Here is a 26,919-nt window from a genome sequence, read left to right as displayed (position 1 = left end):
AATAATTGAAATTAAATAATTCGGAGTTGATGATGCTTGATTCTAAAAAACCGCGTTTTGGTCGCATTCTTCTAAAGCTTTCTGGTGAAGCTTTGGCAGGCAATAAAGATATGGGTATCGATGCACAAGTGCTCGATCAAATGTCACTCGCAATTGCGCACCTTGTTGGTTTGGGTGTTCAAGTGGGTATCGTTGTTGGTGGTGGTAACTTATACCGTGGCAGCCAGTTACAAAAGGATGGCCTCGTTGGTCGTGTAACAGGTGATCAAATGGGTATGTTGGCAACTGTAATGAATGGCCTTGCATTACGTGATGCTTTGGTGCGCCGTAATATTAAAACGCGCTTGATGTCTGCATTGCCAATTGGCGCAGTAGTAGAATCATATTCAAGCCGTGATGCAATTCGTCATTTAACTCGTGGTGAAGTGTGTGTATTTGTTGCGGGTACTGGTAACCCATTCTTCACTACAGATACAGCAGCATGCTTACGTGGTATCGAGATTGAAGCAAACTTAATCTTAAAAGCAACTAAAGTTGATGGCGTATACAACAAAGATCCAAGCAAATACGATGATGCTGTGAAATACGATGCTTTGACATTTGACCAAGTGTTAGATGAAAAATTAGGTGTAATGGATTTAACAGCAATTTGCTTATGCCGTGATCACAACGTGCCACTTCAAGTATTTGACATGAACAAAGCAGGTTCATTGTTGTCTGTAGTGATGGGTGAAAAAGAAGGTACTCACGTTACGAACTGATGTACGTGGGGCTGAAAGCTCTCTATACTACAGATTATATTTAGTTATACCTCATTTAAAATTTAGTAAGGAAGATCTTATGATTAACGATCTTAAAAAAGACGCCGAAGAACGCATGAACAAGTCGCTGGAGTCTTTAGAGCATGGTTTTGGAAAAGTACGTACAGGTCGTGCGCACCCATCGATCCTTAACGGTGTTATGGTTCCTTACTATGGTTCTGATGTTCCATTAAATCAAGTTGCAAACGTAGGTGTTGAAGACTCACGTACACTATTGGTTCAACCATTTGAACGTACAATGGTTGCTGCAATTGATAAAGCAATTCGTGAATCTGACCTCGGTTTAAACCCGATTACTGCTGACGCGATTCGCGTGCCAATGGCAGCACTAACTGAAGAAACACGTCGTGATATGCAAAAAGTTGCGCGTAACGAAGCTGAAAATGCAAAAGTTGCGATTCGTAACATTCGCCGTGATGTTTTAGGTGATATCAAAGCATTGTTGAAAGAAAAAGAAATTTCTGAAGATGATGAGCGTCGTGCTGGTGATGACATTCAAAAAATTACAGACAAATTTGTTGCTGAAGTGGAAAAACGTTTAGCTGCAAAAGAAGCTGAATTAATGAAGGTCTAATCTTGAATGACCGTTTCTGAAGAAAATTCCAGTCTTCCAAAACATGTTGCCATCATTATGGATGGCAACAATCGTTTTGCCAAAAAAAATCTAATGCAAAAAGGTGAAGGTCATCGTTCTGGTAAAGAGATCCTAGATCCAATTGTAGAGCATTGTCGACAAGCGAATATCCAAGCATTAACTGTGTTTGCATTTTCTAGTGAAAACTGGAAACGACCTCAATTTGAGGTTGATTTGTTGATGAAATTGTTAGAAGAAACAATTCATGAACAATTGCCACGTATGGAAAAATTTAACATTTCGCTTCGTTTTATCGGAGATCGATCACGTTTATCTCCAGAATTACGTGCACTCATGTTGCATGCCGAAGAAAGGACTGCTAACTTCTCTAGCATGACGCTGACCATTGCGATAAGTTATGGCGGTATGTGGGATATGGCGCACGCTGCACAGCAGATTGCGGCCGATGTTATGGCAAACAAATTAACGCTTGATGCAATAGATACCGATGTATTTGGTCGCTATGTCAGCATGAGTGATTTACCTGCAGTAGATTTGTTAATTCGTACAGGTGGAGATTTCCGTCTATCGAACTTTCTATTGTGGCAAGTCGCTTATGCAGAATTGTATTTTACAGATACATTATGGCCAGAATTTACCGTTGAAGAATTAGATGATGCTTTTGCAGTATTTGCAGGGCGTGAACGCCGCTTTGGTAAAACATCAGAACAAGTTCAACAAGCGTCACTTGAGAATTAATAAATGTTAGAGCGGATTATTACCGCATTGGTGCTAGTTGCGGTTGTACTGAGCTGTATGTTTGCTTCGTCTTCGCATTACCCAATGTTTGTGCTGATGATCATTGCAGCTGGGGTTGCTGGCTATGAGTGGTTTAAACTCATGCCTAAAAAATCTAAGAATGTAAATAAACTGCTTGCATGGGGCTATGGTTTAGTCACTGCTGCGATTTCTACCTTAGCATTAAGCTATAATGATGTGGCTTTATTACTTTGGGCAGCCTCGATTTTGACGTGGTTGCTCAGTGTTTATTGGGTGAAATCTTATCCAGAATATGACGGTTGGTATAATCCAACGCTTAAAGTCATAGGTTTGGTTTTGGTTTCAGCTGCTGTTACAGCCATTTTCTCTGTTTGGCAGAGCTCACCGTGGTGGCTCATGTACTTATTCCTGTTGGTTTGGGGTGCAGACAGTGGTGCTTACTTCGTAGGACGTAAGCTGGGTAAAAAGAAACTCGCACCCGATGTGAGTCCAAACAAATCTTTAGAAGGTTTGTATGGTGGTGTGTTTACTGCAATGTTAATCGTGGTTGTAGTTGAGGTGGTTTATCTTGACTTAAGCTTAGCAGAACATGCTTTATTCCTTATTTTATCTGTGATTACCGTATTTAGCTCAGTATTGGGTGATTTATTTGAATCGATGATTAAACGTCGTGCTGGCATTAAGGATTCGGGTCGAATTCTTCCTGGTCATGGCGGTGTGCTCGATCGAATTGACTCATTATTAGCTGCTGCCCCAATTTTTGCTGCGGGCATATATGTTTTAAAACTTCTTGGCGTAGATTTATAAATGTCTCAATCTGTTTGTATATTGGGTGCAACAGGGTCGATAGGTCAAAGTACCTTGAAAATCTTGGCGCAACATTCACAAGAGTATTCCGTTTTTGCAGTGACTGCGCAGAGCAGACTTGCAGAGCTGGTAGAAATTTGCAAACAGTACCGACCGAGATTCGCTGTTGTACCATCCTCTAAAGTAGATGAATTACGACAGCTCCTTGTGGCAGAGCAATTGGCTGACATCGAAATTTTGGCTGATGAAGCAGGCTTAATTGCTGTTGCTTCACATTCAGATGTTGATGTGGTGATGGCAGCAATCGTTGGTGCGGCTGGTCTGCTTCCGACTTTAGCTGCTGTAAAGGCAGGTAAGCGAGTTTTACTTGCCAACAAAGAAGCATTGGTGATGTCGGGCGATATCATGATGCAAGCTGCTTTGGATCATCATGCGACACTATTGCCTGTAGATTCTGAGCACAATGCTATTTTTCAGTGCTTACCTCAAAATTATTTTCAGGCCGAACGAAATGGTCAACCTAAACTGGGTGTGTCCAATATTTTACTGACCGCGTCTGGTGGTCCATTTCTAAACCATAGCCTAGAACAATTACATTCGGTGACACCTGCGCAAGCATGTAAACATCCAAATTGGTCTATGGGGCAAAAAATATCTGTAGATTCTGCTACGTTGATGAATAAAGGTTTAGAGTTGATCGAAGCCTGCCATTTATTTTCAATTGAAGAACATTTTGTAACAGTTGTTGTGCATCCACAGAGTATCATCCACTCTATGGTGCAATATGTAGATGGTTCGACCTTGGCACAAATGGGTAATCCAGATATGTGTACGCCAATTGCACATGCTTTGGCTTGGCCTGAACGCATACAAACGCATGTTCCAGCATTAAATGTATTTACACATTCGCAATTAAATTTTGTTGAGCCTGATACAACTCGATTCCCTGCGCTTCAATTGGCACGTCAAGCTATGAAAGTAGGTGGAACTACACCTGCGATTTTAAATGCAGCCAATGAAATTGCGGTGGATGCATTTTTAAAGCAAAAAATTGGATTTATGCAGATCCCTGCGATTGTTGAGCAAACATTGAATCAACTGGCACATCAGGCTGCAAACAATCTGGATGTGATTTTACAAGCAGATGCTGAAGCGCGTGCAATTGCACAACAATTGGTGACCAATAAAGGAAGTTAGTATGAGCGCCTTGTTTATTATTGTGGCTGCAATTCTGTTGTTGGGGCCCTTAATTGCAATACATGAGTTTGGTCATTATTTTGTTGCACGTAAACTTGGCGTAAAAGTGTTGGTTTATTCCATTGGGTTTGGGCCAACTATTCTGAAATGGACTTCTAAGAAATCAGGGATTCAATACCAGCTTTCGGCATTGCCATTAGGTGGCTATGTCAAAATGCTAGATGAGCGTGAAGGCAATGTTGCAGAAGAGGATTTACCTTTTGCATTTAACCGTCAGCATCCTTGGAAGCGAATTGCAATTGTAGCTGCTGGGCCATTAATTAATTTGGCCTTAGCCGTGGTTTTGTTTTGGGTACTTTTTTTACCTGCACAAGAGCAATTAAATACACGTGTAGGTAAAGTGTTGCCAAATACACCTGCTGCAACAATGCAGATGCATACAGGTGACAAAATTACTGCAATTGATGGTACACCTGTAAGTACATGGGAAAAGCTCAATTATGCGTTGGTTGACCGTGTAGGTGAAACAGGCAGTATTTTGGTGACAGCGGATCGTGCTGGAGAAGTCAAAAACTTTCAATTGCCTATCCAAGGTTTTCTTAAAGATCAATCTGAATCACCTTTAGATATTTTAGGTTTTGTTCCATACCGTCCAGTAATTCCAGCGACTGTCACAAAATTGAGTGAGGATGGGGCTGCGATTCGCCAAGGCATGAAGGCTGGAGATCGTATTGTTGCGATTGATGGTCAAAAGATGAATGATTGGTTTGATGTGGTACAAGTGGTAAAAGGATCACCAGAAAAGTTATTAAAGATTGATGTATTGCGTGATCAAAAAATTGTGCATTTAGAAGTAATGCCACAAGGTCAACGCGATAATATGGGTAAAGTCACAGGTGTGCTTGGGGTGCAAAGTGACCCTGGTAAAGTTGTGATTCCTGCAGAATATAAGCAAACAATTCAATACACACCAGTTGAAGCGTTTACAATGGCGCTAGATAAAACAGGTCAACTTTCGAGTATGATTCTGAACTCCATTGTAAAAATGGTTCGAGGTATGATTGGTTTAGATAACTTATCTGGCCCAATCACGATTGCAAAAGTGGCAGGCCAAAGTGCAGAAATGGGTTGGCAAACCTTTATCTCATTTATGGCACTCATGAGTGTGAGTTTGGGAATTTTAAACTTATTACCTATTCCGATGCTGGATGGTGGTCATTTAGTTTACTATTTTATTGAATTAATTCGTGGTAAACCTGTTTCTGAACAAATACAATTGGTTGGACTGAAAATTGGTATGGTACTGCTGGGTAGCATGATGCTACTCGCACTCTTCAATGATTTTATGCGTTTATAAGCGTAGATGACGAAATAAATTTAACAGCGGAAAAGACTGGCATGCAGCACACACATTTATTTATGCCTTTGGCACTCGTTAGTGCAATGGCAGCTACACAACAAATATATGCAGCGGATGATTTTGTAGTACAAGATGTAAAAGTAAACGGACTTGTCCGTTTAACACCAGAAAGTGTGTATGGCATGTTGCCAGTCACTAGTGGTGATCGTGTCAGCGATTCTTCAATAGCAAATGCAATTCGTACTTTATACGCAACAGGACTTTTTGATGATATTAAAACATCACAAGAAGGCAATAACCTGATATTTACAGTTGTAGAACGTCCTGTTATTTCTAAAATTGAGTTAAAAGGCAATAAGCTGATTCCTAAAGAAGCCTTGGAAGAAGGCTTAAAAAAAATGGGTCTAGCTGAAGGCGAAGTACTGAAAAAGTCTGCATTGCAAATTGTTGAGACTGAGCTTGAACAGCAATATATGCAACAAGGCCGCTATGATGCTGATGTTAAAGTAACAACGACTGCAAAACCAAATAACCGTGTTGATCTTTTACTGGAATTTACTGAAGGTAAAGCTGCAAAAGTTTTTGATATTAATATTATTGGTAATACAGTATTTAAAGATACTGATATCAAGCAAGCCTTTGCTGTGAAAGAAAGTGGTTGGGCATCTGTTGTTTCACGTAATGACCGTTATGCACGTGAAAAAATGGCAGCCAGCCTTGAATCATTGCGCGCAATGTATTTGAACAAAGGCTACATCAATTTCAATATTACCAATTCAAGTTTGAACTTGAGTGAAGACAAAAAGAACGTCTTTATTGAAGTATCAGTAGATGAAGGTGAGCAGTTTAAATTTGGCGAAACTAAATTCTTAGGTGATGCGCTTTACTCTGAAAAAGACCTTCAAGCATTACAAATTTATAAATCGGATGAGCTGTATTCACAAGAAAAAGTGAACGCAGTGAAGCAACTATTACTGCGTAAGTATGGTAACTCTGGTTATTACTATGCTGAAGTCAATGTGGTGCCACAAATCAACAATGAAACAAAACAAGTTGATTTAAACTACTACATTAATCCAGGTCAGCAAGTTACAGTTCGACGCATTAACTTTACCGGGAATAGTAAAACTGCGGATTCTGTATTGCGTCGTGAAATGCGTCAGATGGAAGGTGCATTGGCAAGCAATGAAAAAATTGATTTGTCAAAAGTACGTTTAGAGCGTACTGGCTTCTTTAAAACTGTAGATATTAAACCTGCCCGTGTACCAAATTCACCAGACCAAGTGGACTTAAACATTAATGTTGAAGAACAGCACTCAGGTACAAGTACACTTGCTGTTGGTTTCTCGCAAAGTGGCGGTGTGACTTTCCAAGCAGGTTTAAGTCAAACTAACTTCTTGGGAACAGGTAACTCAGTTGCGATTGATTTATCACGTTCAGAAACACAAGATTACTATAACTTAAGTGTTACAGACCCGTACTTCACTATTGATGGTGTACGTCGTGGTTATAACATGTACTACCGTAAAACCAAGCTAAACAATGACTATAACGTAAACAACTACGTTACAGACAGTTTTGGTGGTGGTATTAACTTTGGCTATCCAATTGATGAAAACCAAAGTATTAGTGCTGGTTTAAACATTGATAGTACTAAAGTGACAGCAGGTGCGTATGTATCAACTTATGTGCGAGACTACTTATTAGCCAATGGTGGTAAGACCACAAATACTTCAACCTATTGTTTGGTTGAATTGGAAAAAGATCCAACTACAGGTGAAATGGTATGTCCACCTGGTAAATTGTCACCGAAGTATGGCTCAGCATTTGAGGGTGATTTCCTAACCTATAACTTAAACTTAGGTTGGTCATATAACACATTAAACCGTCCAATGTTCCCAACCAGCGGTATGTCACATCGTGTGAATGCTGAAATTGCGGTACCGGGCAGTGATGTTGAATATCAAAAACTAACTTATGATGCGCAAGCCTTCTTCCCGCTGGGTAAAGACTTTGTATTACGTGGTTATGGTAAGTTGGGTTATGGTAATGATTTACCGTTCTTTAAAAACTTCTATGCAGGTGGTTTTGGTTCGGTACGTGGTTATGATAATAGTACTTTAGGCCCTAAATATCCTGGCGTTCAATACAGTGAAACACATCAGAAAGATTGGGATCCTGAAGAAGTTGGTGGTAATGCCTTGGTGCAATTTGGTACAGAGCTAGTGCTTCCAATGCCTTTTAAAGGTGATTGGGCACGTCAAGTTCGTCCTGTATTGTTTGCTGAGGGTGCACAAGTCTTTGATACACAGTGTAATGTGTCATCAGAAAAGATTTATCTCGATGCAACACTTGCAGTGGATGCTAAAAAGTACTGTGAAGACAATTTTGGCTTTGATGCAAAAAATATGCGTTATAGCGTAGGTGCAGGCTTTACATGGATTACCATGATTGGTCCATTATCGTTGAGCTATGCATTCCCATTGAATGAAAAAGCAGGCGATAACACGAAGAATATCCAGTTTGAAATTGGCCGTACGTTCTAAGTACGGTCCATTTCGGAATAAGTGATGGAAGTTAAAATGAAAATAATACTTAAAAGCCTATTCGCCCTTAGCGTATTGGGCTCTACTGCTGTACATGCCGCAGGCTATGGTGTGGTAGATCTAGAGCGTATTGTTGAGCAAAGTGCATATTTGAAACAGCAAAATATGTCTTTTCAGCAACAAATTAAGCCCCAAACAACACAGATTGAAAATCTGAGCAAAGAGCTTGAAGCTATGCAATTAAAAGCACAACAAAGTGCAAATAAATTGTCAGATGCGGAAAAGCAAAAACTTGCTCAGCAATATCAAACTAAGTTAAGCACTTTAAATGCTTTGCAGCAAAAAGTTCAAGCTACGGTACAGTCGAATATTCAATCGATTAACCAAGTTATGGACTCAAGAATTAAGCAAGCAGCTGAACAATTGCGGAAGGAAAATAATCTGGACGTGGTTTTGAATAAAAATTCAGCGTTAGCTTATGACGCTAAGTATGATTTAACTGATAAAATGATTCAAAAGGTTAATGCAATTAAGTAATCGATGAATCCTGAACAGTTAAGTTTAAAACAGCTCGCCGGCCTCGTGCAAGGCGAAGCTGTTGGTAATGCAGATTTACGACCCAAAGGTTTGGCTAGCCTTGAGCATGCACAGCCAGAGCATATCGCATTTGTAAATGCAGAAAAATATCTTGATCAAGCTAATCAATCTCAAGCCGGCGCACTGATTGTCACGGCAGAGCTTAAAGCACATCTCAATTCAGCCCAGCAAAACTTTATTGTGGTGGCTAATCCATATCTTGCCTTTGCCATATTGACCCATGTGTTTGAAAAAAAGAACACAAAAACGGGTATTGAAGCGACAGCCCAAATCCATCCATCTGCCATGATTGCCGAAACAGCCTATATTGGTCACTATGTTGTCATTGGTGAGCATTGTGTTGTGGGTGAGCATACTGTTATTCAAGCACATGCAACTTTAGATGATGATGTTGAGGTGGGGAGGGATTGCCTAATTGAATCACATGTTACCTTAATGGGTGCGTGCAAATTGGGTGATCGTGTTCGTATTCATGCAAATACAGTGATTGGTAGTGAAGGTTTTGGCTTTGCACCTTATCAAGGCAAATGGAACCGAATTGCACAATTAGGTTCAGTACGTATCGCAAATGACGTACGTATTGGGTCAAATTGCAGTGTTGATCGTGGTGCAATGGATGACACAATTTTGGAAGAAGGTGTCATTATCGATAACCTTGTGCAAATCGCACATAATGTTCATATAGGTGCGCATTCGGCTTTAGCTGCAAATATTGCAATCGCAGGTAGCACAACCATTGGCAAAAATTGTATCATTGGTGGTGCTAGTGCAGTCTCAGGGCACCTTAAAATTGCGGATAATGTGACTTTGACAGGAATGTCAATGGTGACAAATAATATTTCTGAAGCTGGAAAGTATTCTTCTGGTACAGCGTTGTTTGAAAATCAGAAATGGAAACGCACAGTTGTTCGTATGAGACAATTAGCAGATGTGCCATTGACCCAGCTGGTCAAACGACTTGATAATATGCAAGCTCAAATTGAGTCCCTTGAATCAACTTTTAAACTGCGTAAATAATATGATGACTGAGTCGAATACACCTGCATTCACGAAACCAGAGTTGCCAATGAGTGCACAAAAAATTCGTGAATATCTTCCACACCGCTATCCATTTTTGTTGGTTGATCGTGTTACTGATATCACTGAAAATAGCATTGTTGGTTATAAAAACGTTTCAATCAATGAAGAGTTTTTACAGGGACATTTCCCAGAATTTCCGATTATGCCGGGTGTGTTAATTGTTGAAGCAATGGCGCAAATTTCAGGTATTCTTGGCTTCGTAATGAACAATAAATTACCAACACCGGGTAATCTATTTTTATTTGCTGGTGCCGAGAAAGTGCGTTTTAAAAAGCCAGTCGTTCCAGGTGATCAATTGGTGTTAAAATCTGAACTTGTCATGCAAAAACGTGGTATTTACAAATATAATTGTATTGCTACTGTGGATGGCATAGTCGCAGCAACTGCGGAAATTATGATTTCGCATCAGAAAATAGAGCAAGCATGAGTAATAACGAATTCATTCATCCCACCGCTATTATTGACTCATCAGCAGTCATTGCTCCAGATGTGAAAATTGGCCCTTATTGTATTATTGGTCCAAATGTCACAATTGGTGCGGGCACCCAACTGCATTCACATGTTGTGGTTGGTGGTTATACCCGTATTGGTGAATACAATGAAATTTTCCAATTCGCAAGTGTTGGAGAAGTCTGTCAAGACTTAAAATATGCAGGGGAAGAAACTTGGTTGGAAATTGGTGACCACAATTCGATTCGTGAGCATTGCAGCTTGCATCGTGGCACAGTTCAAGATCAAGGTCTGACAAAAGTGGGTAGTCATAACCTATTAATGGTGAATACACATATTGCACATGATTGTGTGGTCGGTGATCACAATATCTTTGCAAACAATGTAGGTGTTGCAGGGCATGTGCACGTGGGCGACTATGTTGTAATTGGGGGTAACTCAGGTATTCACCAATTCTGTAAAATTGATTCTTACAGTATGATTGGTGGTGCATCACTTATTTTGAAAGATGTCCCAGCGTATGTCATGGTGTCAGGAAATCCTGCACATGCATTTGCAATGAATATCGAAGGCATGCGTCGTAAGGGTTGGTCGAAGAACGTGATTCAAGGTCTTCGAGAAGCATTTAAGTTGATTTATAAATCAGGCTTAACCACGCAAGAAGCTTTAGATAAAATTCGTGCAGAGATTTTACCTGAAGTATCTGAAGCGCAATTACTAATTGATTCATTAGAGCAGTCAAAACGTGGTATTACACGTTAAGCTTTAATCTAAAAAAGACCGCCATGAGGCGGTCTTTTTTATGGGTGTTTAACAGAAAATTTAACGTACATTATCTGCTATAACATCTAAATTATTTAAAGTATTTGGCTTCTTCAGACTGCGGGTAGCTCTTAAGTAACTTTTGTTTGTACTGCGTTGCTTGTGCTGTGTTGTGATCGACATCTTTTGCAATGCTATACAGCTGATAAAGTGCTCTAGAAGCACGTGCTGAATTTGGGTATTGGTTTGCGACAATGCTGTAATTTCGCTTAGCCTCGCTAAAATTAGATGGCTCTATCGCAACGTTAAACTCGGCCAGCCAGAAATGAGCATTACTGATATAAACGCTGTTTGGATTGTTTTTGATAAAGTTTTGCATTGGTGCAATGGCTTTTTTAGCTCCGCCTTGTTTATAGGCATCTAATGCTACTGTATATGCAGCTTTATCTAACTCATCGGATTTAACTGCAATTGGAGCAGTTTTTGTTGTTGTAGGTGTAACGGTTGATTTTGCAGGAACAACAACAGCCGATGTTTTAATCGTTGGGGTTGGTGTATTGTTCACTGGCGCAGTTTTTAAGGTGTTGCTGGTGCTGGGTGCAGTACCTTGTTGGTTATCCTCCTCGGGCGTAGCGCTTTCTTCTGAAGGCTCTACTTTTTGTTGTAATGTTTCTAGGCGTTGATCCAAATCAGCATAACGGTTATTTAATTCATTTTTAAGTTTTTCAATTTCGTTATCATGCTCTTCAATTTTACCGCGTAAAGTACGAATGTCATTTTCAAGCTGTTGATTTTTCTGCATGAGTTGCCAATTTAGATTGGTGGTTACCGTTTCACCTGAGCCTGTAGAAATAGCGGCTTGTGTATTGTTAGGTGCGTAACTCGCCGAATTTTGGCTTAAACCCCGTGATTCAATTGGAATATTGGCAAAAACGGGTGCGGTGCAGCAAAGAAGCAGTGTGCCGAGCGCATGTTTTTTTAACATAATTTAAGTTCCATATAGTCTTTTCATTAGCTACTCAACTTCAGTTGAGTCAGGCATCATGTTGATTTTCAATAGACACATTAAAAACGCCAACTTCATTAAATGCAATACGCATTTTCATGCTTGTTGTGATGAAAGGTAAATAAAATTCATTATGATGGAGATGGTATTTTTCTAAAAAATCCTTATTTTGATTTAAAAATAATCAAACGAATAAATGGTTTAGCTAATTTATGTCAGAGTGCTTGCAAGTTTAATAAAAATCTCTATACTCTGTTCTTGCAATGGTAGCCCTGCTGGTTACTTCGCAATTGTACTCTACGAACCCCGCCAGGACCGGAAGGTAGCAACGGTAGTAGAATTATGATGTGCCGAAGTTTTGCTGGTAGGGTTGCCACCAGTTTCTTTTATTATTATAAAAATTAAATCCTCTCTTTTATTTTCTCAATTTTACTTCTTTAATCAAAGTCTGTATCTGATTTACGTTTAATTGCCTTCATAATCGCATCCATTTCAAAACCTCGATACATTAAGAATCTAATTTGCTTTGCTTTTAGCTTTTGATCTGTCGCGACATCAGTTCCATACTTTTTTACTTTAAGTTCATAGGCCTGCTGTACCCAATCGGTTTCTTTTAGTTCATCTTGTATCAGCTGATGATCAACCTTTTTATTTTTTAATTTCATTTTAATTTGATTCGGGCCTTTGCCTTTACGCATTTGGCTCGAGAGCATCATTTCTGCAACACGCTGGTCGCTCTGATAGTTTTCACGTGAGAGCTCATCGACCAGTGTAATGACCTCATTGCGATCTTCTGCATATAGGGCAAGCTTTTCAATTAATTCGGCTTTAGAGAACTCTTTACGTGTAAGCACAGCAAAGGCGTAGGAGCGTAAGCGTGTGCCTTTTAGTCCGGGCTTAGTTTCCTTCACTGGGTCTGCAAATAAGCCATCTTCTGCTTTAAATGATGGGTTATCTGTTTCTTTGGGGTTATTTTGCGTTGTTGTGGCGGATTCTTCTTCACCAAACTGTTGTTTGAGCGCTTCATAATCGAGGAGTTTAGGAAATTTTGGATCGGTCATATCAAAAGTGGCATATTGCTGAACAATGAAAAACGCCCCGTAGGGCGTTTTATAGTTTAACCTGATTTAGATGTCATTATGCATCTAGAAAATCTGGTTCTTCTTCGTCTTTATCTTCAACAACAGGAGTACCTGTGGTCAGAAGTTGCTCACGGATTAATTTCTCAATCGTTTGTGCTAATTCTGGATGTTCTTCAAGATGGCGAATGGTATTGTTTTTACCTTGGCCAATCTTGTCGCCTTGGTACGAATACCAAGCACCCGCTTTATGTACGATGTCTTGTTGTACAGCAAGATCAATCAATTCACCAAGGTGGTTAACACCTTTGCCGTACAAAATTTGGAATAGTGCTTCACGGAAAGGAGGCGCCATTTTGTTTTTTACTACTTTGACTTTAGTTTCAGAACCGATGATTTCATCACCTTCTTTCACTTGGCCAATACGACGGATATCTAGGCGTACAGATGCATAGAATTTTAATGCATTACCACCAGTTGTAGTTTCTGGGCTACCAAACATCACACCAATTTTCATACGAATTTGGTTAATGAAGATAACCATACAGTTTGAGCGCTTAGCATTACCTGTAATTTTACGTAGTGCTTGGCTCATTAAGCGTGCTTGTAGGCCCATGTGCGAATCGCCCATTTCACCTTCAATTTCAGCACGTGGCGTTAATGCAGCTACAGAATCGACAACGATTAAGTCAATTGCACCAGAACGTACAAGCATGTCTGCGATTTCAAGGGCTTGTTCGCCATTGTCTGGTTGAGAAACCAATAGGTTGTCAATATCTACGCCAAGTTTGCGTGCATATTGAGGGTCAAGTGCATGTTCGGCATCGATAAATGCACATGTACCACCTGCTTTTTGACATTCAGCAATGGCTTGAAGTGTCATGGTGGTTTTACCTGATGATTCAGGACCATAGATTTCAATAATACGGCCTTTTGGTAAGCCACCAATACCTAGCGCAATATCAAGTGTAAGCGAGCCCGTAGACACTGCTTCAACTGCTTGTGTGGTATTGTCGCCTAAGCGCATTACTGTGTTTTTGCCGAATTGCTTTTCAATTTGGCTTAAAGCTGCGTTTAACGCTTTGCTTTTATTATCATCCATCTTACAACCTCAATACGATGTCACTAAACAATATACTCAAGTGGATGTATTTACTTTAAACCTTTTCCACCAGCGTATAGTGACAGAATTCATCCTGATTAACTATACCTATCACAGTGTGTGCGACACATTGTGACGCGTCATTCTACATCATCATGATACGACCATTGCTGGTCAAACATCTGATCATTTTCTTTTTTAAATTTACCAATATCACGACGATCTTTTTTGCTAGGTCGGTGATCTGGTCGAGCTAGATTATGCAACTTTCTTTGTGATGCAAGCAATTCCCGTTTGGCTAAACTCACTTCCGTTTCATCATAAAGTAGCTGAGCAACAGGAGCAGGGCCACGTACATCAGAGAGTGATTTTACTACAACGGTCTTTTTCTCAATGCCTTGTTGAATGGTGAGTTCCATTCCTACACGTACTTCACGTGAGACTTTTACGCGCTCACCATTTTGGTGGACTTTACCACCTTCTATGGCATGTTTAGCAATAGAGCGGGTTTTAAAAAACCGTGCAGCCCAAAGCCATTTGTCTATACGCATTCCAACCGCATCTTCGGCTAGGTTTGACTTACGCATATTTTTTGAGTTCCTCAGCTTGTTGTAAAATAGGGATGAGATCTGTTAATGCATCGAGCATTGGATAATTGAACGAATCGCGTGGTGCTTTATGTGAAGACGGTTGGCGAATACTAAACAAAGCATCTATTCCGTAGCCTTGCGCACTTTTTAAGACTTTTTCCGTATCATCAATAAAATAGCAATGTTTTGGGTTAAAAGGGTGACGTTCATGCAAAGCTTGCCAAAATTCATTAAATTCTTTGGCATGACCGACGGTTTCACTACTGATAATGACATCGAAGTAGGCGGCAAGCCCTGTTTCTTCTAACTTAAAAGCAAGGCCAGCTGTATCAGCATTGGTGGCCAGCCAAATCGGGTACTGATGCTGTTTTAAATATTCGAGTAATGCGATACAGCCTGCACGTTTTGCGACCTTATGTTTCTGTTCAATTTGCATCGCTAGCACATCTACGCCAACTTGTGAGGTCCAAAAGCGTGATGAGTACCATTTTAAGGTATGATTATGTTGTTGATAAAAATTGAATAAAGTCTGAGTGCTTTGCTCTAGACTACATTGGTGTAGCTCGGCATAACGAATGGGTAAGAGCTCATTCCAAATAAAGTCATCGTAGGCAAGATCAAGGAGCGTGCCATCCATATCAAAGATGATCGTTGGCTTTTCTGAATAATTTGACATATATAGGGCATTCTATGTTTAAAACTACAGCAATACCGCAAGACCCGACAATCTTACAGTTGATGCCCATTGTGACACAGGCATGTGAAATTTTGCGAGAAGAATATCGCCAGTATTGTGTCGGTGGTAATTTTGAGGTGCTGAAAAAGTCTGATCAATCACCTGTCACACAGGCGGATTATCGGGTAAATGCTTATATTTGTGAGCAGTTAATGAACTTGTCTGACTTGCCTATTTTGTCAGAAGAAGGTGAGCAGGATTTACGTCGGCAATGGTCTGAGTTTTGGTTACTTGATCCTTTGGATGGAACCAAAGAGTTTTTACATCAACGGCCTGAATTTACCATTAACCTGAGTAAGGTCTCAGGTGCAAATACGGTTTTTGCAATATTGGCCATACCAGGTGCAGGAGATGTTTATATCTGCCCAGAACAGGGAATGCCTCTAAAATATAATATTGATAGCCAACAATGGTTTGAATACGATGTTCAAACAACAACTGTAGTGCAGGTTGGTTTAAGTCAAAGCAGTCAAAACAAACCTAAGTATGCAGAATATCTGCAAGCTTTGTCGCAATTGACAGACTATGCGGTATTTAAGGCGGGAAGTGCGTATAAGTTTTGCATGATGCTAGAAGATCGTGTGGATATTTACCCGAGATTTCATCCAACCTGCGAATGGGATACCAGTGCGGGTCAATGTTTGATCGAACGCATTGGTGGTGGCTTACTTGATTTTAAAGGTCGTCCCTTTGTTTATAATCAGCGTGAGAGCTTGTTAAATGGCGGTTTTATCGCTTTTAAAGATGACAATATGAAAAAACTTGCTTTACAGGCACTTGAGTTAATGCAGATCAGCGATTGAGCTAAAAACTGTTCATGCTATAGTAATGCAAACGATTGTGCATTTGATGTGTTATGGCTTTAGATCTGCTTCCTCCTAGTATGCTCAAGGCTCTAGATTTATTGCCTGATGCTAAAACTCCAGTGACTTTATTTACACGACACTCGATTCGTGAAGTGGTTACTGGTCAAGGATTAGCAGGCTATGATTTACAATTGACCAATCAAGGCCGTGATTTGGCACAAGCTTGGGGTGAGTATTTAATTGAAAATACGGACCGGGTTATTGAGCATTGCATTTCAAGTCCTATTCAACGTTGTGTAGATACCGCTGCGCTGATGATTGAGGGTGCGGATGCAAAGTCTGTTGCAGTAAATACGCATCATATTGAAATTATTGAGCAAGGCTTATTGGTCGAGCCAGGAAGTTTTGTTTTAGATATTAAACAGGCAGGCCCATACTTTAAAAAGCAAGGTGCATTAGGCTTTATCAATAGTTTTGTAAATAATGCTTTACCAGGCATGAAACATCCTATTAATGGTGTCGTGGATGTACTGGAATTGATATATAACACGCATCCAAGTAATCATTCGGGTTTAAGCCTAGCGGTGAGCCATGACACGATTTTGGCGGCTATATTGGCGGTTATTTCGGGTAAGCATGGGATTACACGTGAAGAATGGCCAAAGATGATGGAAGGGCTATTTGTGTGGTTTGAGGGAGATATTTTTCTCGAATCCAAGCTGAAGTGGATTTGGCGTGGCCAATTAAATGAACTCAATATTGCAGATTTTCAACCGCAAACCTAATACATGTATTAAAGCGCATTAAAAATCTAGTGCTTCATTCTAAAAGTAATGTAAAAAGCTCAATATATATCTATTGAGCTTTTTTTATAGTTGATGATTCATTTAAATTTTAGCTTTGATTCGTTTTGGATAATCATTCAGGTTAATGTAGCGTCCAGTATCATTTAAAGGCCAAATCGCTGTATTGGTTGCGGTGTTTTGCTGATGAATGCGGCTGTATTTATCAGCGGCAATCAAAGTCGCAATCTCATGCTCAGCAAGGGTATAAGCCTCGACAACCTCTTGCGGGTATTGGGTGCGTTGATAAAACTGGCTTTCTGACTCACCTGAATGTAAGGCAAATATACGTTCAATTGCAGGTAAATAAACGCCATAAGCCAACCATGCATCAACCCCTTGTGAGGCTTGTATTTCGGCTGTGCCTTTCATATTAAAAATGACTTTGGATAAAATATCTTTTTCGCCTTTGGCACTAAAATAGTTGATGTATTGCTGTTCGGTCTGTTGAAATTTTTCAAGTGTGGGTAGAAATTTGTCAATCATGCTATGAATATCCCAAAGGATGGTGTTATCAACATACAATAGATCGATTTGGAATACCATAAAAAAAATATGGGATTATTGGGTTTGGAATGATATTGGTTTGATTTAAATTATGAGGGAATAGCTTGGTTTTTAGATGATACAAAAACAAAAAAAGCCCAAAAATGGGCTTTTTTCACTGCGACAAATTAGTTAGCTAACGCTTTAACTTGTGCATTTAAACGGCTCTTATGACGAGCAGCTTTGTTTTTATGGATGATGCCTTTATCAGCCATACGGTCGATTACAGGTACAGCTTTTTTGTAAGCTTCTGTAGCAACAGCATAGTCACCAGCAGCAATAGCAGCTACTGTACGTTTAAGATAAGTACGAACCATAGAACGTAAGCTAGCGTTGTGTTTACGTGCTTTAACGTTTTGACGAGCACGTTTTTTTGCTTGAGCAGAGTTTGCCACTCGTGCACTCCTTGAATTAGATTGGTCTGGGCGGGCTGAAATTACATCTGAAAACCAACATCAGAAGAACTATCACCAGCCCGTAAACAAGTGCCATATTGTGATTAAACTAAGTGCTTAAGTCAAGTCTTGACATGCTTTGACAACATTTTAGATGAAGAAAATGTCCTAAGAAAAGCGTAGATTAGTCATGTTTAGAGGATATTGTATAAAAAATGAGTAAATCTATAGAAAATGCAATCGTGATCGGGGCAACAGGTTTGGTGGGTCGACGACTAATTCAGTCGCTGAGTTTGTTGGACGACTGTAGCAATATTACAGCTGTTGTTCGAAAAAGAGATACGCAACTGAATCAAACGGCTAAAGTGCAACAATTAGTGCTAGATGATTTTTTAAAACTCAATAAACAAGATGTGATGGCATATACACATGCATTTAGTTGTTTGGGCACCACAATGAAACAGGCAGGAAGCAAAGAAAAATTTTATCAGACGGATTTTAGTATCAATGCACATTTTGCGGAATTACTAGAATATTCGCCAACACATTTTATTTTGCTCAGCGCTTTAGGTGCAAATAGCCAATCGCCATTTTTTTATAATCGGGTCAAAGGCGAGCTAGAGTATTATGTAAAAAGTTTAGATTTGTGTTGTACCTCCATTATACAGCCCTCATTGCTTTTGGGAGAGCGAGAAAGTTCACGTACCTTAGAAGATGCTGCACAAAAACTGTATAGACGCTTTTCGCATTTCGTACCCGATTCTTTTAAATATAAGCCAGTGACAGCCGATCAAGTGGCTCATACTATGGTCGAGGTAGCACATACGCAGACCGAAAAATTTCAGATTTATGATAATTTACGCATACAAAAAACCAAATGAGGGGAAATATTGTGTCTACAGTGCCATTTGTGACGTGTGACTTACTCGATGACAATCCAGAAAAAAATATTCAAGTGATGTGCCCATCATTAGACGGAAAGTTTTTTAAGAGCTATGGCGGGCGTAAAAGCTTTAGTGGCCAAGTGGTTACAGTGAAATGTTTTGAAGACAATTCGCGTGTAAAAGAACTATTGGCGACGAATGGGCAAGGTAAGGTGCTGGTTGTTGATGGTGGTGCTTCCATGCGTTGTGCACTGATGGGTGACATGATTGCAGAATCAGCAGTAGAAAATCACTGGAATGGCGTGATTATTTATGGTTGTGTCCGTGATGTAGATGCAATTGCAACTTTAGATATTGGTGTACATGCTTTGGCTGCGATTCCACAAAAAAGTAACCGTAAAGGCTTAGGTGAAACGGATGTTGCACTCAGCTTTGGCGGTGTTGTTATACAGTCAGGCCAATTTATTTATGCAGACAATAACGGAATTGTGATTGCAGAAGAAGCTTTGGTTCAACTTTAAGTTGTAGAAGTGGATGTGGTCTGTCAGGTCTACGATGTATATGCCTGATTATAAATTGAATGTAAGCGCTCAATAAAATTTTAGATAGCACAGTACTGAAGTGGTGCTGTGCTATCAGTCATTAAGTCATTTTCTGCTGAGCGTCACCTTTTAAAGTGACCTGCCATAAAAATACCAATACATAAAACGAAAAAGGATGAGATCTATGCTCCATCAAATTAAAGTGATTCAAGCAATTGCCTCTGCTGTATTAGAAGGTGGGCGGGGTACCAATGGAACAGCTCATCCTAAACAACCAGAAAAGGCCCTGAAACTTTATGAATTTGAAGGTTCACCGTTTTGTCGCCGTGTGCGTGAGGTAATGACGACACTCAATTTAGATTATGAAGTATATCCTTGCCCCAAAGGTGGTGAGCGTTATAGAACTGAAATGAAAGCATTGGGTGGGCGTCGCCAATTTCCATTTTTAGTTGATGACAATACGGGGACGCAACTATATGAATCGCAGGCGATTATTCATCATTTATTTAAACATTATGGCAAAACAGGCCAAACACCAAAACAATATTCACATTACCCTAAAGTACCTGTACTCGCTTTAGCGGGAACTGTGGTAAATGGCGCGCGTGGTGTTTGGGTTAATAAAAAGATATTAAAACGTGAAGCCCCTGAAAAGTTACTAGAGTTGTGGGGCTTTGAAGCGAGCCCATTTACGCGTATTGTGCGTGCAGAGCTGACTGAGTTAGAGCTGGCTTTTAAGTTTCATAACGTATCCAAAGAACGCTGGCAAGATCAAGGGATGGCGATTTTACGTTTAAAGCCAGGCCAATATGTGCCACTCGAAGGTGGAAAACGTGAGCAAGTGTTGAAATTAATGGGGGATAATATTCAAGTCCCTTATTTGGTCGACCCAAATACAGGTGTAAAATTATTTGAGTCTGCGAAAATAGTAAAGTATTTGCGCGCACAATATGGTGCCTAAATCAAATACAGGCGTAGAATAAAATACATTGGCAATTTAGGGCAGTAAGAAACGTCTATTTCAACTTTTTATATGTCATCGCTTTAAAGCTGTAGATAAAAAGAACGTTTCGCAATATTGCTCCTTAAAAGTAATTAAATACTTATTTCTAGGGATATTCTTAGAGCAATAAATTGATTACTTTAAGAAAATTTTGGGGTGATAGATAAATGGCTGTTTCTGATGTGATATTACCAGTTCCTGTATTAGTGGTCGAAGACGAAGAGATTATTCAATTTAGGCTACGTCAAATTTTAACGGAATTGGGCTATAAGCCCGCTGATTTGCTCTTTGCAAAGAATGTGAAGGAAGCTTTTCAGATCATTGAGGAACAGCCTATTTCATTGGCTTTGGTCGATTTAGGCTTACCTGATGGGAATGGCCGACAAATTATTGAAAAGCTTCGTGCTATAGAAAGCAGTGCGATGATTTTGGTGATTTCTGCATGGAGCACTCAAGAAAGTTTGTTTGGTGCAATTAAGGCAGGAGCGACAGGTTATGTGCTCAAAGAGCGTGATGACGCTGAAGTGCTGTTGTCGATTCGGAGTATTTTGCGTGGTGGTGCGCCAATTGATCCGTTTATTGCCCGTGAAATTTTAAAGCAAATTGCAGTTGAGGAACAAGGACAGTCTGAGCCTGAGCAGATTGGTTTAGTTGATGCGGAGCAGGTATTGCTCACTGTACGCGAAACAGAAATTCTTAACTTGGTTGCACAGGGCTTGAGTAATCGAGAAATTGCAGAGAAATTGTGTGTCTCACGGTATACCGTTGAAAGCCATATTAAGCATATCTACCGTAAACTTTCCGTAACAAAACGAACGAAGGCCGTGAGCGCTGCTCGCTCTTTAGGAATTTTATAAATGAGCAAGCTAAAATTTACATGCTTACTGTTATGGTTTATTTGTAGTTTTAGCTTTGCTAGTGAAAATTTTGTTATCAATCAACAATGCCAAGTCATTGTAAAGAACATTCAAAAAGCACAAACACCCTCTATAGATTCGATTCCTACTCAAGGTTGGGAAGACGTCGCGAAATTACCTGATCGATGGTCAAATAAGGGACCATGGAAAGATTATGTTGGCGGAGCATGGTATCGGGTGCAGTGGCATTGGCAATGCCAAAATCATGAAAAATTAAAAGAACCCATCGCATTTTCGCTCGATTATATTAATGTTGCAGGCGCCGTATATCTGAATGGGGATATGTTGTGGCGGGACCAAAACTTGGTCGAACCTTTATCTAAGAGTTGGAATATTCAACGCTCTTGGATTTTACCTATCTCAGGCTTACGCACGCATGAAAATGAGATCATGATTTATGTCACAGGCTATTCAGACTTGGGTGCAGGGGTTGGGAAAATAGATTTTAATAATGTTGTTGGAAATAGTGCGATGATCCGGCAAAAAACATGGGACCATCGCACACTTTTTCAAATCAATTCGATTTTATCGAGTACTCTGGGCATTATTTGCTTAATTATTTGGCTATTTCGCCCTAAAGAAACCAGTTTTGGTTGGTTTGCTTTAAGTTCATTGTTTTGGGTGCTTTTCATTACCAATATTCTGATTTCAGAAACGGCGCCATATCCAAATACTGTGGTCATGATTAAATTTAACATGATCTGTTTGGTTTTATATTTACTCACTTTTAGTACTTACTTGGTTCGTTTTATTGAGCAAAAACATCCGAGGCTTGAAAAGGTGCTCTTGTGTATTACTGCAGTGAGCCTTCTTGCGATAGCTTTGACGGGGTTAAGCACACTTAATTTAGTGGTTGTAGTGGTATTGCTCTTTTACATACTCTTGTTTTTATGCGTCTATTTTTATTTATGCATAATGGCATTTCGTAAAAAGCGAGGCGATTTTATATTTTTAGCATGTTGTATGACGGTTGTATTGCTACTCGGTTTATTTGATTTAGTGGTATTTGTGGTGGGTGTACCTTATGAGGTTACATCACTTACGCCGTATACTTCACCCATTGTCACGATTTTTATCGTGGTGATATTGGGGGGTAGGCTCAACCGAAATATTAAAAAAGTCGAAGATTTTAATAATTATTTAGCAACTAAAGTAGAAGAAGTCAGTGCAAACTTGAGTAAAAGTTTAAATGAACAACATCAGCTCGAATTGAGTAATGCGCGTTTACACGAGCGTATGGATTTATCTCATGATTTGCACGATGGTTTAGGTGCATCACTGGTACGTTCTATGATTATTGTCGACCAGTGTGAACATCAAATACCGAATCAACAGTTTTTATCAATGTTAAAACTTTTGAGAGATGACTTACGTCAAATTATTGATACTGGATCAGCTGAAGGGAGTCGAGTGCCTGATTCACCAGTTTTATGGCTTGCACCTGTACGTTATCGTTTTAATTTACTGTTAGATGAGTTAAATATTCGTGTTGCATGGCATGTTGCGCCATCTTGGGTATTTCAGCCTACCGCATTACAATGTTTAACACTCATTCGAATTTTAGAAGAAAGTTTGGTGAATGTCGTTAAGCATAGCCAAGCAACGTCAATTGTGGTGAGCTTAAACTTTACAGCAACGCAACAACTTGAATTAACGGTGCAAGATGATGGCGTTGGTTTTGATGTAGAGTGTGTGAATCAAAACGGTATGAGTATTGGTGTACGTAGTATGAAAACTCGCGCTGAACGCATGGGTGCAACTTTTTCAATTCAATCTGCATCTGGTTGTACTCGTATACAAGTACTAATTGACGCCCCCATTGATGAGAATGATTCATCTGTATAAATGATGATATTGATGTCTAAGTTGAACGATTGAAGTGATTTGAGCTTAAAAATGAATCCAATGAAGAGAATGGCCCTTCATTGGATGATTCCTTTAGCTTAGAACAAAATATGTAATCGGCTAAATCGTCAATGCTGTTATTTATTCGGCATCGTCCGTTGGAGCAAGCATAACAATCGATTCATTCAGTAAATGTGCGATATCTTCCAAAATGTCATTATCTGCAAGATTTTCATCTAATAAAATGAGTTCACCATCGGCAAGGCGTTTTAAGTAGCTTGCAGAAGCATCTGAAGTACATATAGCTTCGCCATTGGCCCAAAATAGCAATTGGCCATCTTGTTCGGTATAAAGTAGGCGTGAAGCAGGTTCCATCAGCAATTGATAACCTTGCTCAAGTACGGCCTCTAAGTCACCTGTACCAATTTCTTCAGCTTCAGGAATGTTGTCTAAATATTTTGGTTCAGACATCAAGCTCATGATGGCATCTTCTAAAATATTTGAGTTTTGCAAATGCTCAAAAAGTTTAGTTTTTAGATATTCCAGTTCATTTTCAGTCACTTGACCAATCGCACTTTGTTGATCACGAATAATATCAAGCAATGGATTTTTTAAAGCACTATTTTCTGAAAATTTATCGCTCACACGATCCATCATGTCGGTTACATTCGGCATGCGGAAGCCAAATGAGTAGGTGAGGCAGTCATCTTCAGCAACGCCGTAATGTGCCAAACCTGGTGGTACATACAATAGATCGCCAGGTGCTAAAACTTCATCAAAATGAATGTCCATTTCTGGTAATAGGCGTAGAGGCTGGCCTGCAACAAACTCTGTATCTGCATTACACATTTGACCTAACTGCCAACGGCGATGCCCATAGCCTTGAACTAAAAATACATCATAAAAGTCAAAATGCTTGCCCACTGAGCCACCTTGCGGTGCGTATGACACCATAATGTCATCACGGCGCCATTGTGGAATGAAGGGGAATTTTTTCCATAAAGCCGCCAAATCAAAAGAATAATGATCTACAGCTTGGATGAGTACAGACCAAAGCTTGGGCATTTTTTGGAAGTCAGCTTTGATTAAAGGTGAAGATTTTACAGACCATTGATTTGGGTCTTTGTCTTTTTGCTTAATTAGACGTGCATTGACGTTTTCATCAAGTGCCAATTCCATAATATCGCTTGGCTCTAAAATATCAGCAATTTCAGGAAGCGCATTACGTACAAGGAGCGGTTTTTTTTGCCAATATTCGGCAAGGAATTGCTCAGCGCTAATACCGCCGAGCACGTCTAAAGGTTGGGACATAAGAAAAACCATAAATTAAATTTCCCATATTGTCCCTTGTGTCTTTGGCTGGTGCAAGTAAAAGCTTTATTTTAAGAATTATTTACAACTTACTCAAAAGATCCTGCTTTTTGAGGAGCTGATATGTTTCTTCGGCATAATACATCACGCGATCACATAACTCGCCAGATAAGATCATGGGCCATGCTTCATGATGTGATTGCCAATTAAAAGGGTATTTTTGATCGATATAAAATGGCCACCATTCACTGTGTTGAATTTTGTCCGTACTAAAATGTAAAGACGCATTTTGATGAATTTCTTTCCATAAATCAGGATCATGGTAATCAGATATTTTTTTAGATAAGCCCCAGAAGAAATCTCCATAGTTTTTGGCATAAAATTGAATAATAAAATCAATATGCGTGTGTGGGTTGTCAAAGTTGATTGTGAGACCTGTGGCTTTTTCTCTAGAAAAATGACCTGTAATGTGCCAGTTTTTTTGTTTACATGTCTGAATTAATTGTGATTCAAATTTTTTGATCAGTTGATCTTGTAGCTCATTTTGATATTTTATTATTTCAAAAGCAGACGCCATATATTGATCATTTGAGCTGATGAGATTAAGTAAATGTTGCTGTTCAGACATGTCTTGTATTCCTAAAAAACTTTTTCGAATAAAGGTGTTAAATGCATTTAGAAAGTTATTTACGCGTTCATTTTGGCATCGGAGCATGCACTGATTAAGCCATTCAATTAATTCCGGATACGAGATTAAGGTGAAGTGATTTTTAGATTTCCATTCTTCTAATTGACTCGGTTCGTTGCCATAACCAGCCAAATAAACCAGATGCCAATGGTGTTGCATATCTTGGTTTCTATCATGCCGTTTAGATAGTTCAGATGCGTAGTCTTTTAACTGATTTTTTTGATCAGCGGCATAAGGTTTATTTTCAATACAAATACCGAAGCTTTGTGCGCTGTCTATATATGGAATTTCTAAATAAATATCCATGCGACGTTGCGTTTGGTTGCGAAAGGTTAAGACTTCGATAGCTACTTTGGCACGTTGAATATCTAACAATAAATAGTGCGATGCGTTGGTCAGTTGCTGTAAAAATAAGGACAGAAAAATATGTCCTTGAGCGTGATCTCCTTTTGGATTAAGCAAGTCAGCAATCATGCGACTGAGCATTAACTCATCGGTATAAATATAATTAAAAATAGAAAAATTGGGTGCGAGTTGTTGCACATATTTGCTTTTGGCAAGCGCTAAGGCTCTGAGTTCATCTGAAACTGAGCGGAGTAAATGTTCGATATTTTGCATGGGAGTATTCCAATTTTAATATTCTACAGCACGCATGTACTATAAGTTTTATGCACACCATTTCTAATAAGTAAAAGTACTAATTGTTTGTTTTATCTAAGTATATCTGAAAATTTCAAACCCATGTTAGCTTAATGGTGGCCCAATATGCTTGGGTATACACAATGAAATAGCGCTTTAAAATAATCAGATTTATTGTGCTATTTGGCTACCAGCACATGCTTTCTATTGTGGATGTACCTTGCTCGACGTCAAACGAACAATCACAATACTGGCATTATCATAAGGCTTATGTTGTTCGAGTTTTTCTTTGAGTTGTAGTAACCAATTTGCCAAAGATAGATTGGGCTGAAGCAATGGCCAGTGAGAACAGGCCAATGATTGATAGATGCCATCTGTACAAATGACCAAGGCCTCATTTTCAGTTAAAAACTGCTCTTGTAACGGTGAGAGGCATACCTCATGGCTGTCATCAGCACAAAAGTATTGGGTGAGCATGTCATAACAACTGGCATAGGACACTCTATTTTGAATGTCGGTTGGTGCAAGAAGTTCTTCAATAAAACTATGGTCACGTGTAAGTTGACGCCATTGGGGCGTTGCTTGTGCGAGTGAATAAAGATAGGCACGACTATTGCCCAAATGCTGTATCTCAATAAATTGTGATTGACTGTGTGTGAGCGTAATCAGTGTTGTACTGGTGCCGTGGTGCTCAGGCAGTTGCGAGAAATATTGGCAAAATTGTTGCTGTAAAAGGGCAAAGTTGAAAGGGACTTGCATTGACTGATTTTGATCGACCAATTGTAGAATTTTTTTAGAGGCGAGCTGTGCCTGAGGGCTTTGGCTGACACCATCAGCAAGTGCAGTACACCATGCTTCATGTATGGGATATATACGACGTTTACTCAGGATACGGTCATGTTGTAGCACTTTATGCGCAATCAACATGGCATCTTGTTGTTGTGGTGATTTGAACTTGAGTGAAAAACCTTGTAATTCAAAGTTCAGGTCGTTCATAAATTACTCCGCATCAAA

Annotated in this window: 28 protein-coding genes and 1 other RNA gene; 19 read left to right on the top strand and 10 right to left on the bottom strand. The window is 39.5% G+C overall.

What is annotated here, in order from left to right; all coding sequences use genetic code 11:
* The first annotated feature begins 32 nt into the window (after positions 1 to 32).
* The 11 genes from pyrH (at position 33) to lpxA (ending at position 10,974) form a co-directional block, all read left to right on the top strand.
* Positions 33 to 761 (top strand): UMP kinase, encoded by a 729-nt coding sequence (pyrH, locus tag HYG93_RS02005; protein ID WP_106984833.1) that lies wholly within the window; start codon positions 33 to 35, stop codon positions 759 to 761.
* Positions 762 to 840: 79 nt separating this feature from the next.
* Positions 841 to 1,395, top strand: coding sequence for a ribosome recycling factor (gene frr / locus HYG93_RS02000; RefSeq protein ID WP_106984832.1), 555 nt, complete (start codon positions 841 to 843; stop codon positions 1,393 to 1,395).
* Positions 1,396 to 1,401: 6 nt separating this feature from the next.
* The gene (gene uppS, locus HYG93_RS01995) at positions 1,402 to 2,154 is read left to right on the top strand and encodes a polyprenyl diphosphate synthase (RefSeq protein ID WP_178961732.1); all 753 of its coding nucleotides are present in this window, start codon (positions 1,402 to 1,404) and stop codon (positions 2,152 to 2,154) included.
* Positions 2,155 to 2,157: 3 nt separating this feature from the next.
* Positions 2,158 to 2,982, top strand: coding sequence for a CDP-archaeol synthase (locus HYG93_RS01990; protein ID WP_106984830.1), 825 nt, complete (start codon positions 2,158 to 2,160; stop codon positions 2,980 to 2,982).
* Entirely contained in the window at positions 2,983 to 4,179 is a 1,197-nt protein-coding gene (gene ispC / locus HYG93_RS01985) for a 1-deoxy-D-xylulose-5-phosphate reductoisomerase (RefSeq protein ID WP_106984829.1), read from the top strand. It begins immediately after the preceding gene.
* 1 nt (position 4,180) lies between these two features.
* Positions 4,181 to 5,536 carry an RIP metalloprotease RseP gene (rseP, locus tag HYG93_RS01980; RefSeq protein WP_120365350.1) on the top strand — a complete coding sequence of 452 codons (1,356 nt, stop codon included), beginning with the start codon at positions 4,181 to 4,183 and terminating at the stop codon, positions 5,534 to 5,536.
* A gap of 41 nt (positions 5,537 to 5,577) precedes the next feature.
* Positions 5,578 to 8,085: an outer membrane protein assembly factor BamA gene (gene bamA, locus HYG93_RS01975; RefSeq protein ID WP_120365351.1), complete on the top strand. Its 2,508-nt coding sequence runs from the start codon at positions 5,578 to 5,580 to the stop codon at positions 8,083 to 8,085.
* A 36-nt stretch (positions 8,086 to 8,121) separates the two neighbouring features.
* The gene (locus HYG93_RS01970) at positions 8,122 to 8,622 is read left to right on the top strand and encodes an OmpH family outer membrane protein (protein WP_106984842.1); all 501 of its coding nucleotides are present in this window, start codon (positions 8,122 to 8,124) and stop codon (positions 8,620 to 8,622) included.
* A gap of 3 nt (positions 8,623 to 8,625) precedes the next feature.
* Positions 8,626 to 9,699, top strand: coding sequence for a UDP-3-O-(3-hydroxymyristoyl)glucosamine N-acyltransferase (lpxD, locus tag HYG93_RS01965; protein ID WP_178961730.1), 1,074 nt, complete (start codon positions 8,626 to 8,628; stop codon positions 9,697 to 9,699).
* Positions 9,700 to 9,703: 4 nt separating this feature from the next.
* Positions 9,704 to 10,189, top strand: coding sequence for a 3-hydroxyacyl-ACP dehydratase FabZ (gene fabZ, locus HYG93_RS01960; protein WP_171356300.1), 486 nt, complete (start codon positions 9,704 to 9,706; stop codon positions 10,187 to 10,189).
* Positions 10,186 to 10,974, top strand: coding sequence for an acyl-ACP--UDP-N-acetylglucosamine O-acyltransferase (gene lpxA, locus HYG93_RS01955; protein WP_106984824.1), 789 nt, complete (start codon positions 10,186 to 10,188; stop codon positions 10,972 to 10,974). The genes fabZ and lpxA overlap by 4 nt, the downstream gene beginning before the upstream one ends.
* Before the next feature lie 91 nt (positions 10,975 to 11,065).
* Here the strand turns inward: lpxA and HYG93_RS01950 are convergent, their stop codons facing one another.
* Entirely contained in the window at positions 11,066 to 11,962 is an 897-nt protein-coding gene (locus HYG93_RS01950) for a YbgF trimerization domain-containing protein (RefSeq protein ID WP_106984823.1), read from the bottom strand.
* A gap of 291 nt (positions 11,963 to 12,253) precedes the next feature.
* Between HYG93_RS01950 and ffs the strand changes: the two genes are divergently transcribed.
* Positions 12,254 to 12,350: signal recognition particle sRNA small type (ffs, locus tag HYG93_RS01945), an RNA gene on the top strand.
* A gap of 67 nt (positions 12,351 to 12,417) precedes the next feature.
* On the opposite strand, the gene HYG93_RS01940 is transcribed toward ffs, so the two are convergent.
* From HYG93_RS01940 to HYG93_RS01925, 4 genes are all read right to left on the bottom strand, one after another.
* Complete coding sequence (locus tag HYG93_RS01940) at positions 12,418 to 13,041, bottom strand: regulatory protein RecX (protein ID WP_106984822.1); 624 nt, start codon at positions 13,039 to 13,041, stop codon at positions 12,418 to 12,420.
* Between the two features lie 76 nt (positions 13,042 to 13,117).
* A complete protein-coding gene (gene recA / locus HYG93_RS01935; protein WP_106984821.1) occupies positions 13,118 to 14,161 on the bottom strand; it encodes a recombinase RecA in 1,044 nt (347 codons plus the stop codon).
* Positions 14,162 to 14,301: 140 nt separating this feature from the next.
* A complete protein-coding gene (locus HYG93_RS01930) occupies positions 14,302 to 14,748 on the bottom strand; it encodes an RNA-binding S4 domain-containing protein (RefSeq protein WP_106984820.1) in 447 nt (148 codons plus the stop codon).
* Entirely contained in the window at positions 14,741 to 15,427 is a 687-nt protein-coding gene (locus HYG93_RS01925; RefSeq protein WP_106984819.1) for an HAD-IA family hydrolase, read from the bottom strand. The genes HYG93_RS01930 and HYG93_RS01925 overlap by 8 nt, the downstream gene beginning before the upstream one ends.
* 14 nt (positions 15,428 to 15,441) lie before the next feature.
* On the opposite strand from HYG93_RS01925, the gene HYG93_RS01920 reads away from it, so the two are divergent.
* Together HYG93_RS01920 and HYG93_RS01915 are read left to right on the top strand one after the other, a co-directional pair.
* Positions 15,442 to 16,290, top strand: coding sequence for a 3'(2'),5'-bisphosphate nucleotidase CysQ (locus HYG93_RS01920; protein WP_106984818.1), 849 nt, complete (start codon positions 15,442 to 15,444; stop codon positions 16,288 to 16,290).
* 53 nt (positions 16,291 to 16,343) lie between these two features.
* On the top strand, positions 16,344 to 17,078 hold the full coding sequence (locus tag HYG93_RS01915; RefSeq protein ID WP_106984817.1) for a histidine phosphatase family protein: 735 nt from the start codon (positions 16,344 to 16,346) through the stop codon (positions 17,076 to 17,078).
* Positions 17,079 to 17,180: 102 nt separating this feature from the next.
* On the opposite strand, the gene HYG93_RS01910 is transcribed toward HYG93_RS01915, so the two are convergent.
* Both HYG93_RS01910 and rpsT read right to left on the bottom strand, forming a co-directional pair.
* Positions 17,181 to 17,621: a hypothetical protein gene (locus HYG93_RS01910; RefSeq protein ID WP_178961728.1), complete on the bottom strand. Its 441-nt coding sequence runs from the start codon at positions 17,619 to 17,621 to the stop codon at positions 17,181 to 17,183.
* Between the two features lie 188 nt (positions 17,622 to 17,809).
* On the bottom strand, positions 17,810 to 18,076 hold the full coding sequence (gene rpsT / locus HYG93_RS01905; protein WP_106984815.1) for a 30S ribosomal protein S20: 267 nt from the start codon (positions 18,074 to 18,076) through the stop codon (positions 17,810 to 17,812).
* 215 nt (positions 18,077 to 18,291) lie between these two features.
* Here rpsT and HYG93_RS01900 point away from each other — a divergent pair, with 215 nt between their 5' ends.
* The 5 genes from HYG93_RS01900 to HYG93_RS01880 all read left to right on the top strand — a co-directional run bounded on the left by HYG93_RS01900 (position 18,292) and on the right by HYG93_RS01880 (position 23,267).
* On the top strand, positions 18,292 to 18,957 hold the full coding sequence (locus HYG93_RS01900; protein ID WP_106984814.1) for a nucleoside-diphosphate sugar epimerase: 666 nt from the start codon (positions 18,292 to 18,294) through the stop codon (positions 18,955 to 18,957).
* Positions 18,958 to 18,968: 11 nt separating this feature from the next.
* Complete coding sequence (rraA, locus tag HYG93_RS01895; RefSeq protein WP_178961726.1) at positions 18,969 to 19,481, top strand: ribonuclease E activity regulator RraA; 513 nt, start codon at positions 18,969 to 18,971, stop codon at positions 19,479 to 19,481.
* A gap of 205 nt (positions 19,482 to 19,686) precedes the next feature.
* Entirely contained in the window at positions 19,687 to 20,463 is a 777-nt protein-coding gene (locus HYG93_RS01890) for a glutathione S-transferase N-terminal domain-containing protein (RefSeq protein ID WP_117006663.1), read from the top strand.
* A 209-nt stretch (positions 20,464 to 20,672) separates the two neighbouring features.
* The gene (locus HYG93_RS01885) at positions 20,673 to 21,362 is read left to right on the top strand and encodes a response regulator transcription factor (protein ID WP_117006664.1); all 690 of its coding nucleotides are present in this window, start codon (positions 20,673 to 20,675) and stop codon (positions 21,360 to 21,362) included.
* On the top strand, positions 21,363 to 23,267 hold the full coding sequence (locus tag HYG93_RS01880; protein WP_120365352.1) for an ATP-binding protein: 1,905 nt from the start codon (positions 21,363 to 21,365) through the stop codon (positions 23,265 to 23,267).
* Positions 23,268 to 23,408: 141 nt separating this feature from the next.
* Here the strand turns inward: HYG93_RS01880 and HYG93_RS01875 are convergent, their stop codons facing one another.
* The 3 genes from HYG93_RS01875 to HYG93_RS01865 form a co-directional block, all read right to left on the bottom strand.
* A complete protein-coding gene (locus HYG93_RS01875; protein WP_106984809.1) occupies positions 23,409 to 24,578 on the bottom strand; it encodes a cupin domain-containing protein in 1,170 nt (389 codons plus the stop codon).
* Positions 24,579 to 24,660: 82 nt separating this feature from the next.
* Complete coding sequence (locus HYG93_RS01870; RefSeq protein WP_120365353.1) at positions 24,661 to 25,884, bottom strand: PD-(D/E)XK nuclease family protein; 1,224 nt, start codon at positions 25,882 to 25,884, stop codon at positions 24,661 to 24,663.
* A 225-nt stretch (positions 25,885 to 26,109) separates the two neighbouring features.
* Entirely contained in the window at positions 26,110 to 26,901 is a 792-nt protein-coding gene (locus HYG93_RS01865) for a PP2C family serine/threonine-protein phosphatase (protein ID WP_117006668.1), read from the bottom strand.
* Positions 26,902 to 26,919: the final 18 nt, after the last annotated feature.

It is taken from the genome of Acinetobacter sp. SwsAc6 (genome assembly GCF_013391565.1).
Lineage (GTDB): Bacteria > Pseudomonadota > Gammaproteobacteria > Pseudomonadales > Moraxellaceae > Acinetobacter > Acinetobacter cumulans.
This window is presented reverse-complemented; position numbering and strand designations above follow the sequence as displayed.

Bases quoted from the DNA above. Each gene is read 5' to 3' on its own strand.
- pyrH (WP_106984833.1), top strand. From the start codon at position 33: ATGCTTGATTCTAAAAAACCGCGTTTTGGTCGCATTCTTCTAAAGCTT.
- frr (WP_106984832.1), top strand. From the start codon at position 841: ATGATTAACGATCTTAAAAAAGACGCCGAAGAACGCATGAACAAGTCG.
- uppS (WP_178961732.1), top strand. From the start codon at position 1,402: ATGACCGTTTCTGAAGAAAATTCCAGTCTTCCAAAACATGTTGCCATC.
- HYG93_RS01990 (WP_106984830.1), top strand. From the start codon at position 2,158: ATGTTAGAGCGGATTATTACCGCATTGGTGCTAGTTGCGGTTGTACTG.
- ispC (WP_106984829.1), top strand. From the start codon at position 2,983: ATGTCTCAATCTGTTTGTATATTGGGTGCAACAGGGTCGATAGGTCAA.
- rseP (WP_120365350.1), top strand. From the start codon at position 4,181: ATGAGCGCCTTGTTTATTATTGTGGCTGCAATTCTGTTGTTGGGGCCC.
- bamA (WP_120365351.1), top strand. From the start codon at position 5,578: ATGCAGCACACACATTTATTTATGCCTTTGGCACTCGTTAGTGCAATG.
- HYG93_RS01970 (WP_106984842.1), top strand. From the start codon at position 8,122: ATGAAAATAATACTTAAAAGCCTATTCGCCCTTAGCGTATTGGGCTCT.
- lpxD (WP_178961730.1), top strand. From the start codon at position 8,626: ATGAATCCTGAACAGTTAAGTTTAAAACAGCTCGCCGGCCTCGTGCAA.
- fabZ (WP_171356300.1), top strand. From the start codon at position 9,704: ATGACTGAGTCGAATACACCTGCATTCACGAAACCAGAGTTGCCAATG.
- lpxA (WP_106984824.1), top strand. From the start codon at position 10,186: ATGAGTAATAACGAATTCATTCATCCCACCGCTATTATTGACTCATCA.
- HYG93_RS01940 (WP_106984822.1), bottom strand. From the start codon at position 13,041: ATGACCGATCCAAAATTTCCTAAACTCCTCGATTATGAAGCGCTCAAA.
- recA (WP_106984821.1), bottom strand. From the start codon at position 14,161: ATGGATGATAATAAAAGCAAAGCGTTAAACGCAGCTTTAAGCCAAATT.
- HYG93_RS01930 (WP_106984820.1), bottom strand. From the start codon at position 14,748: ATGCGTAAGTCAAACCTAGCCGAAGATGCGGTTGGAATGCGTATAGAC.
- HYG93_RS01925 (WP_106984819.1), bottom strand. From the start codon at position 15,427: ATGTCAAATTATTCAGAAAAGCCAACGATCATCTTTGATATGGATGGC.
- HYG93_RS01920 (WP_106984818.1), top strand. From the start codon at position 15,442: ATGTTTAAAACTACAGCAATACCGCAAGACCCGACAATCTTACAGTTG.
- HYG93_RS01915 (WP_106984817.1), top strand. From the start codon at position 16,344: ATGGCTTTAGATCTGCTTCCTCCTAGTATGCTCAAGGCTCTAGATTTA.
- HYG93_RS01910 (WP_178961728.1), bottom strand. From the start codon at position 17,621: ATGATTGACAAATTTCTACCCACACTTGAAAAATTTCAACAGACCGAA.
- HYG93_RS01900 (WP_106984814.1), top strand. From the start codon at position 18,292: ATGAGTAAATCTATAGAAAATGCAATCGTGATCGGGGCAACAGGTTTG.
- HYG93_RS01890 (WP_117006663.1), top strand. From the start codon at position 19,687: ATGCTCCATCAAATTAAAGTGATTCAAGCAATTGCCTCTGCTGTATTA.
- HYG93_RS01885 (WP_117006664.1), top strand. From the start codon at position 20,673: ATGGCTGTTTCTGATGTGATATTACCAGTTCCTGTATTAGTGGTCGAA.
- HYG93_RS01880 (WP_120365352.1), top strand. From the start codon at position 21,363: ATGAGCAAGCTAAAATTTACATGCTTACTGTTATGGTTTATTTGTAGT.
- HYG93_RS01875 (WP_106984809.1), bottom strand. From the start codon at position 24,578: ATGTCCCAACCTTTAGACGTGCTCGGCGGTATTAGCGCTGAGCAATTC.
- HYG93_RS01870 (WP_120365353.1), bottom strand. From the start codon at position 25,884: ATGCAAAATATCGAACATTTACTCCGCTCAGTTTCAGATGAACTCAGA.
- HYG93_RS01865 (WP_117006668.1), bottom strand. From the start codon at position 26,901: ATGAACGACCTGAACTTTGAATTACAAGGTTTTTCACTCAAGTTCAAA.